Origin of the sequence: Pseudoalteromonas sp. Isolate6 (genome assembly GCF_022398435.1) — a bacterium.
Classification (GTDB): domain Bacteria; phylum Pseudomonadota; class Gammaproteobacteria; order Enterobacterales; family Alteromonadaceae; genus Pseudoalteromonas; species Pseudoalteromonas galatheae.
Window position 1 is genome coordinate 1 of record NZ_JAKEVK010000268.1, and the last position, 5,338, is coordinate 5,338.

The following is a 5,338-nucleotide window of genomic DNA, read 5'->3' on the forward strand; positions in this document are numbered from 1 at the left end:
ACATAAACACAATATAATGAGCTCAAAATGAGCCTATGATTTAGAAGGAATACTGAAATGAAATTATCGTTAAATAAAAAGAAAATCAAAGCCCTATCAGCTGATAAACAAACTGTACCAGCAGTAATGACCCCACAGGTTGCAGGTGGTGGTTTTCGATTCAGCCAAGACAGACTGACGCATTGTGTTGCCAATACATGTGGTCGTCATACTTGCCCTGATGTTTACTAATCGAGAGTAAATAACACGGTTCAGTGCCTCATTGGAGGCACTTTAAGGCTTACTTAAATTTAACTTTTTTGTCGCTTTTCGTATAAATGCGCGACTCTGGTTGAGTCCACTCACCGTTTTTAAAGTATTGCGTCGACACCGTAAATTGACCATCCTCAAACTTACTGGTTGATTTCACCTTTGTAATGCCATCTTTGTTATTGACGACCTCTTCGTAAGCCACAAACTCACTTTGGCTCTGGGCTTTCATCGTACCTTGGGTGTAAAACCCTGCAGTCGTAAAATAGTAAAAAACTAAACTCTCTTTACTTTTATCCCAGAAAATTAATGACTCCCCTCCATACACCCCGTCATTGATTGAGTGTAACGTACGAATAGCGGTACCGTTTAGAGCACGCTCCCAATGACTAACATCTCGCATTGCTGGCTGCCCTTTAGGCACTTCAAAACGAGACTCCCAAGTGCCAAGATAAGGCGAAAAGACCTCAAGCTCTTCGTTTAAGGGCTGATTAGCCCAAGCATAAGTGTTAACAATAAGCAAAGTGGTAAGGATAAGTTTGTTCATTATACTGTGAGTTCCTGTCAACTGACGCGCACAAAGTATAAGTGATGATGAGGGTATTTGCGTAATTGATTATACAAAGGAAGCCATTTACTAAAAATAAACAGGTTGGCTAGTGCAGTGCGCCAACCTGTTACAGGGTCGTCCTTTAAGAAACTTTAGACTCCGAAAAGTACTTTCGTCTCAACATATCATGAATAACAAGCTCTTGTTCTCGGCCATAAGCTTTAAACATGCGGTTATTATGCATGTGCAGAAGCGAGCTAAGCAGGGATTGTATGCTCAAATTTAATGCACCCTCATGATCTAAGCTCAAAATGTCTTTCACCACTGGCTCAGCCTGTTTCTGCCACGTTTCTAGCAAGGCTAAAATAGCCTGTTGAGCTTCGTCACACTGGGTCACACTCGACACGTTGAGCTTTGCAAAGTCATCATCAAGTTGTGCTTGGTGATCACGATAGCGATTACCCAACTGCTTTCTCAACACACTACTTTCATTAAATTCTTTACCAAATCCGGCGCGCAATGAAGAAATCAACTCGAGCTTTTGTTCAGCATCATAACTAAACAGCGTTAACAGTCTATCAGTACAAGCCAATGCAACGCGCCAACGAATATCTTCGCCAAACTCTTCTACCAGCTGACAGCTTTTAGCGATAAGTACACTGTCAAACATAAACAAGCTTTCTACCAACGTCATTGACTTTGGACCGCCATAACGTTCGACTTCTCGCTCATAAGTCATGAGTTCAACTTTATGTAATTGAGTGCTTTCTATCATTGGGGCTAGTAATTGATTGAGTTTTGGCAGTAACTCACCACAAAGCACCTGTGGTTCTCCATGGAAACGCAAGCGTAAGTGCCAATCAGGATCACCATAGCGAATAAAAAACCATTTATCGTATAAAGTGCTGTTTTGTTCAATTAACGGCAGTAGTTGTTCGTAGAGCAGCTGTTCTACGATAGTGTTACCTGAGTATATTTTTAAGCTTAGCCACTCAGAGCCCGCACTAAAACGCCTCGCTATCGGTTGCGCGGTAATATTCTCTAATGGTTTTTCATTAAAATGACTCAGCGGCGCAGCGCTTTCATTAAGTAGAGGCACAATGATTTCATTGGCATAGTGCATGCCCTGTTGATCGGTTACTCGTGAAGTAAGTTGAGATGTCAGTACTTCAGTAAGTTCGACGGTATTTCGGCCTTTAGTTTCCATCAGTAGAATTTCTAACATCGCACTTTGGCTTAAATTCAGCGTGAGAATATTATCTCCCGCCGCAAAACTTACCCACTCGTCCAACAAGTATTTTTCTTTAAGCTGGCTCAATTTATCCTGATCTACACTTTGATTAACCAGCAAGGCTTCCAGTTCTTTGCGCTCTACACGCCAAGTCCTCTCATTTAAGATGAGATTATCCAGCATAATACGGGGTACATAGGCCGCGTTATTCAGACTGGCAGGCAATGAAAACCTTGGCGTTTCAACTTCTTGGTGCTGCAACATACAAAGGAACTTATAGGCGCTCAAACTCCTTGCTGAAAAATTGTGTGCACTAGATAGGCGTGGAATAACGCGTTTATCCAAACGCTTGCTCCAGAGTTTTACTTGTCTATTCTCCACCCACACGTAGAGATCGCTGAGCGGGATCTGGTACTCAGGATCTAGTGCGCTGTCAGCCATAAATACAATTTCATACTGACGTAAATGAGGTCTCGCAATGACATTTCCCGGCCGTCCTTCAGGCATATGCACGATCTCAGCAAAAATAACATGCTCACTATGATTATGCTCTTGCTCTAAATGTTGAATCACCGAATCTTTTAAAGCGTCATCTAGATGACAAAAACGCCCCAACAAGTTCGCCGCAGATGGTCCATAACAACCATTAAACTTCATGATTGGATTAGCTTTATCATCCTCAAATAAACTCAGCATCACAGCCATCGAGCGCGGAAAATTAAGCTCGACCTTACTTTTAATTCTCTGTTTAAGCTCATTACTCTTAAGTACTATACTGCTTTTACCCAAGTTACTCGGGAGAGAAACCGCTTGATCTATAATGTAATCAAGCTCGCTATATTCAGGTGTATTTGTTTGTCCTCCACCAGCATTACCTAATTGCAACCCACCAACTAAGGGGGCGTCATAACCCGTTTCGGTGGAAACACTAATCCCAGATTCATCATCCAAGATCATATCTAGTGGTACAAACTGACCTTCAAACCGGGTATTAAATTTGTTAATGAAGCTTTCCAATGGATTATGCTTGCTTCGCTGGCTTAAGCTCGCCACGATTTGCAGTTGTTTGTTGACTCTTAAGAGTTCCTGTTGCGAAAGCTCACAGGCAGAAAAAGCGCGGTAAGTATCTGATTGAAAGAGTTTGTTTTCCTGCACTTTAACCGGAAGCTCAGACAGATGAGTAAAAATACTTTGATATTGCTCAGGTGTGGCACTTCCTGCTTTATCCATCACAGCAAGATCATTAACCGCCCGCTCCAACTTCGCCGAAATCTCTGGTGGTGCAAATGTCTTCAGCGACTTAATTAACGCCACATCAGGACTCTCTCCCGTCAGTGGTAAAGGAATATCGGGGACCAAAATGCCCTCATTGATCAATTCTTCCAGATATCCACTCACCTCATCATACTCAGCTTCACTGTAATGCTTACAGAACTGCTCTATTAATTGAGAATGACTCAGCCCTTGCTTTGCTAAGTTCAGCATCGTCGTGAAATACTCATCGCTATCCACGGCGCTAAGACGATATTGCATGGTGTCATCCGAGAGATAAGTTTCAATATAGCGACATTGATCTGCAATAAAGTAGTGGGATGGATTTGGCATATATGTCAGTTTATCTGACTTCGCTTCAGTTTCAGCAAGATGTGAGCGGATCGCCGATAATAAAAACATATCTAAGCGTGTTTTACGGGAATCATGCTCTGCACTCTCGCTCACAAGTCGAGTATCAGCTCCTATTTTCCCCATATGAATGCCAGAGAACAAACCAAATGGCGTAGCGCGAGAAGACATTCGAATGAGATATCGTAGTAGTGCCAACGCGACTTTTTTTCCTTGCTTAGAATGGGGTTTTTCACGCCACTGATCCAAGCGTTCGAGTAAAGACGGGCTAGCGACATAAAGCGCTTCAATAACACCCGGTGTTGCAAGCCATGTACTCAGCATGACATTCGTATCTTGCTGGTTGAACAGAGTTTCAACTGGCAGCTTTGGCGCTCTTAAAACAAAAAAAGAGTCTGTTATTATTTTTGCTGACATAGTATTCCTTAACTCATCAATAAGCAGTCGGTCCAATCGAGGTCATCATCTAGCACACCAATTAGCGCAAGACCAATACCAGCGAAGCCCATCAAGAAACTAAAGTCTTCTTGGTGGGCTTTATCAAGACCATTGTAAGAGTACAGAGCAGCGATGCCACTTTGTTGGTATTTCTGCAAACCGTAATCAAGCCAGCGTAACGCAGCTTGCTCAAGTTTAGGGTGTGGCATAACCTGATTTAGTAGCTGATAAATAGTGACGAGCCCGAAGAAGCCGTGACACAGCCCCGCGTCATTAATATGTCCTTGATGCTCATCTCTATCAACGTTGAAAAGGGCTATTTCTAATGCTCGGTCGACGTAACTTGGTTTATCTAGCGCGTGCCCTACCCTGGCAAGTGTTAATGCGATTGTAAGGTCGCCATAACACCAACCCAGTCGGGAGTGAGAATCATCTCCAGCGCAAGATCCAAAGCAAGCCTTTTTATCAGTTGCATGACTCTGTTGTTCAAGCAGCCAATCACAACCAGAAACCACGAGCTTTTGCGCCCGCTCTTTTACTTCATCATCGTAAAGTGCAGGGATCAATGCCGCAATAATACCAGGTACACCATGTGCCAATCCAAGATTAAACTCATGTTGTTCAAGGTTTTCTTTATCAAAACGATAAACCGACTGTTTTGGCTGAGACCAAGCTATTTGTTTTTCATCAATCGTAATAGCAACTGACTCATATCCAGTTACAAGCCTATTAAATAGCGTGCTTTGCTTGGTTTTTCTAGCTCGGCGAGCAATATAGGGTGAATAGCCTGCAAGTCCCAGCACCATTTCTATCTCTCCAGTCCACGGAGAAAAGTCGAGTGCAGAGGTAAAAAAGCTATCTATTTCATCTAATAATTCAGGGTCGTAGTCTTCATCATTGTATTGGTTTAAATACTCCAACACCCAAGCTTGACCCGCCAGCCCGGAGCTTAATTCAGGTGTTTGCTCCGCTAGCTCGTTTTGTAATTTTTCTAATGCTTGATGAAATTTTTCTTCGTCAACCCAGCTATCATCGTAATTTGAAGCGCGATATAAAAATAATAAATGTCCAGCTAAACCACTGAGTAAACCATTAGTTATAACCGCATCGAGATCTGATTCAACTCGCTTAACCAAGCTTGAGACTATCGACTGTATTTGTTGTTTTTTTTCTATATTTAGTGAGCTAAGCATACTTTTCCTTGTTAAAACTCTATCGTCTTAATTTTTGTCTTCGCTGTAGCTAAG

At 42.4% G+C, this 5,338-nt stretch carries 4 protein-coding genes; 1 reads left to right on the forward strand and 3 read right to left on the reverse strand.

Features of this window, described 5'->3' with window-relative positions; translation table 11 throughout:
• Positions 1-57 precede the first annotated feature (57 nt).
• Positions 58-231, forward strand: a complete 174-nt coding sequence (locus L1D50_RS21340; RefSeq protein ID WP_162847788.1) for a hypothetical protein — start codon at positions 58-60, stop codon at positions 229-231.
• Between the two features lie 49 nt (positions 232-280).
• On the opposite strand, the gene L1D50_RS21345 is transcribed toward L1D50_RS21340, so the two are convergent.
• The 3 genes from L1D50_RS21345 to L1D50_RS21355 all read right to left on the reverse strand — a co-directional run bounded on the left by L1D50_RS21345 (position 281) and on the right by L1D50_RS21355 (position 5,284).
• The gene (locus L1D50_RS21345) at positions 281-796 is read right to left on the reverse strand and encodes a hypothetical protein (RefSeq protein ID WP_128727211.1); all 516 of its coding nucleotides are present in this window, start codon (positions 794-796) and stop codon (positions 281-283) included.
• Between the two features lie 145 nt (positions 797-941).
• The gene (locus L1D50_RS21350) at positions 942-4,070 is read right to left on the reverse strand and encodes a lantibiotic dehydratase (protein ID WP_128727210.1); all 3,129 of its coding nucleotides are present in this window, start codon (positions 4,068-4,070) and stop codon (positions 942-944) included.
• An 8-nt stretch (positions 4,071-4,078) separates the two neighbouring features.
• On the reverse strand, positions 4,079-5,284 hold the full coding sequence (locus tag L1D50_RS21355) for a lanthionine synthetase C family protein (protein WP_128727209.1): 1,206 nt from the start codon (positions 5,282-5,284) through the stop codon (positions 4,079-4,081).
• Between the last annotated feature and the right edge of the window lie 54 nt (positions 5,285-5,338).

What these genes read in the sequence shown, in the direction of transcription:
- L1D50_RS21340 (WP_162847788.1), top strand. Translation starts at nt 58, where the DNA reads ATGAAATTATCGTTAAATAAAAAGAAAATCAAAGCCCTATCAGCTGAT.
- L1D50_RS21345 (WP_128727211.1), bottom strand. Translation starts at nt 796, where the DNA reads ATGAACAAACTTATCCTTACCACTTTGCTTATTGTTAACACTTATGCT.
- L1D50_RS21350 (WP_128727210.1), bottom strand. Translation starts at nt 4,070, where the DNA reads ATGTCAGCAAAAATAATAACAGACTCTTTTTTTGTTTTAAGAGCGCCA.
- L1D50_RS21355 (WP_128727209.1), bottom strand. Translation starts at nt 5,284, where the DNA reads ATGCTTAGCTCACTAAATATAGAAAAAAAACAACAAATACAGTCGATA.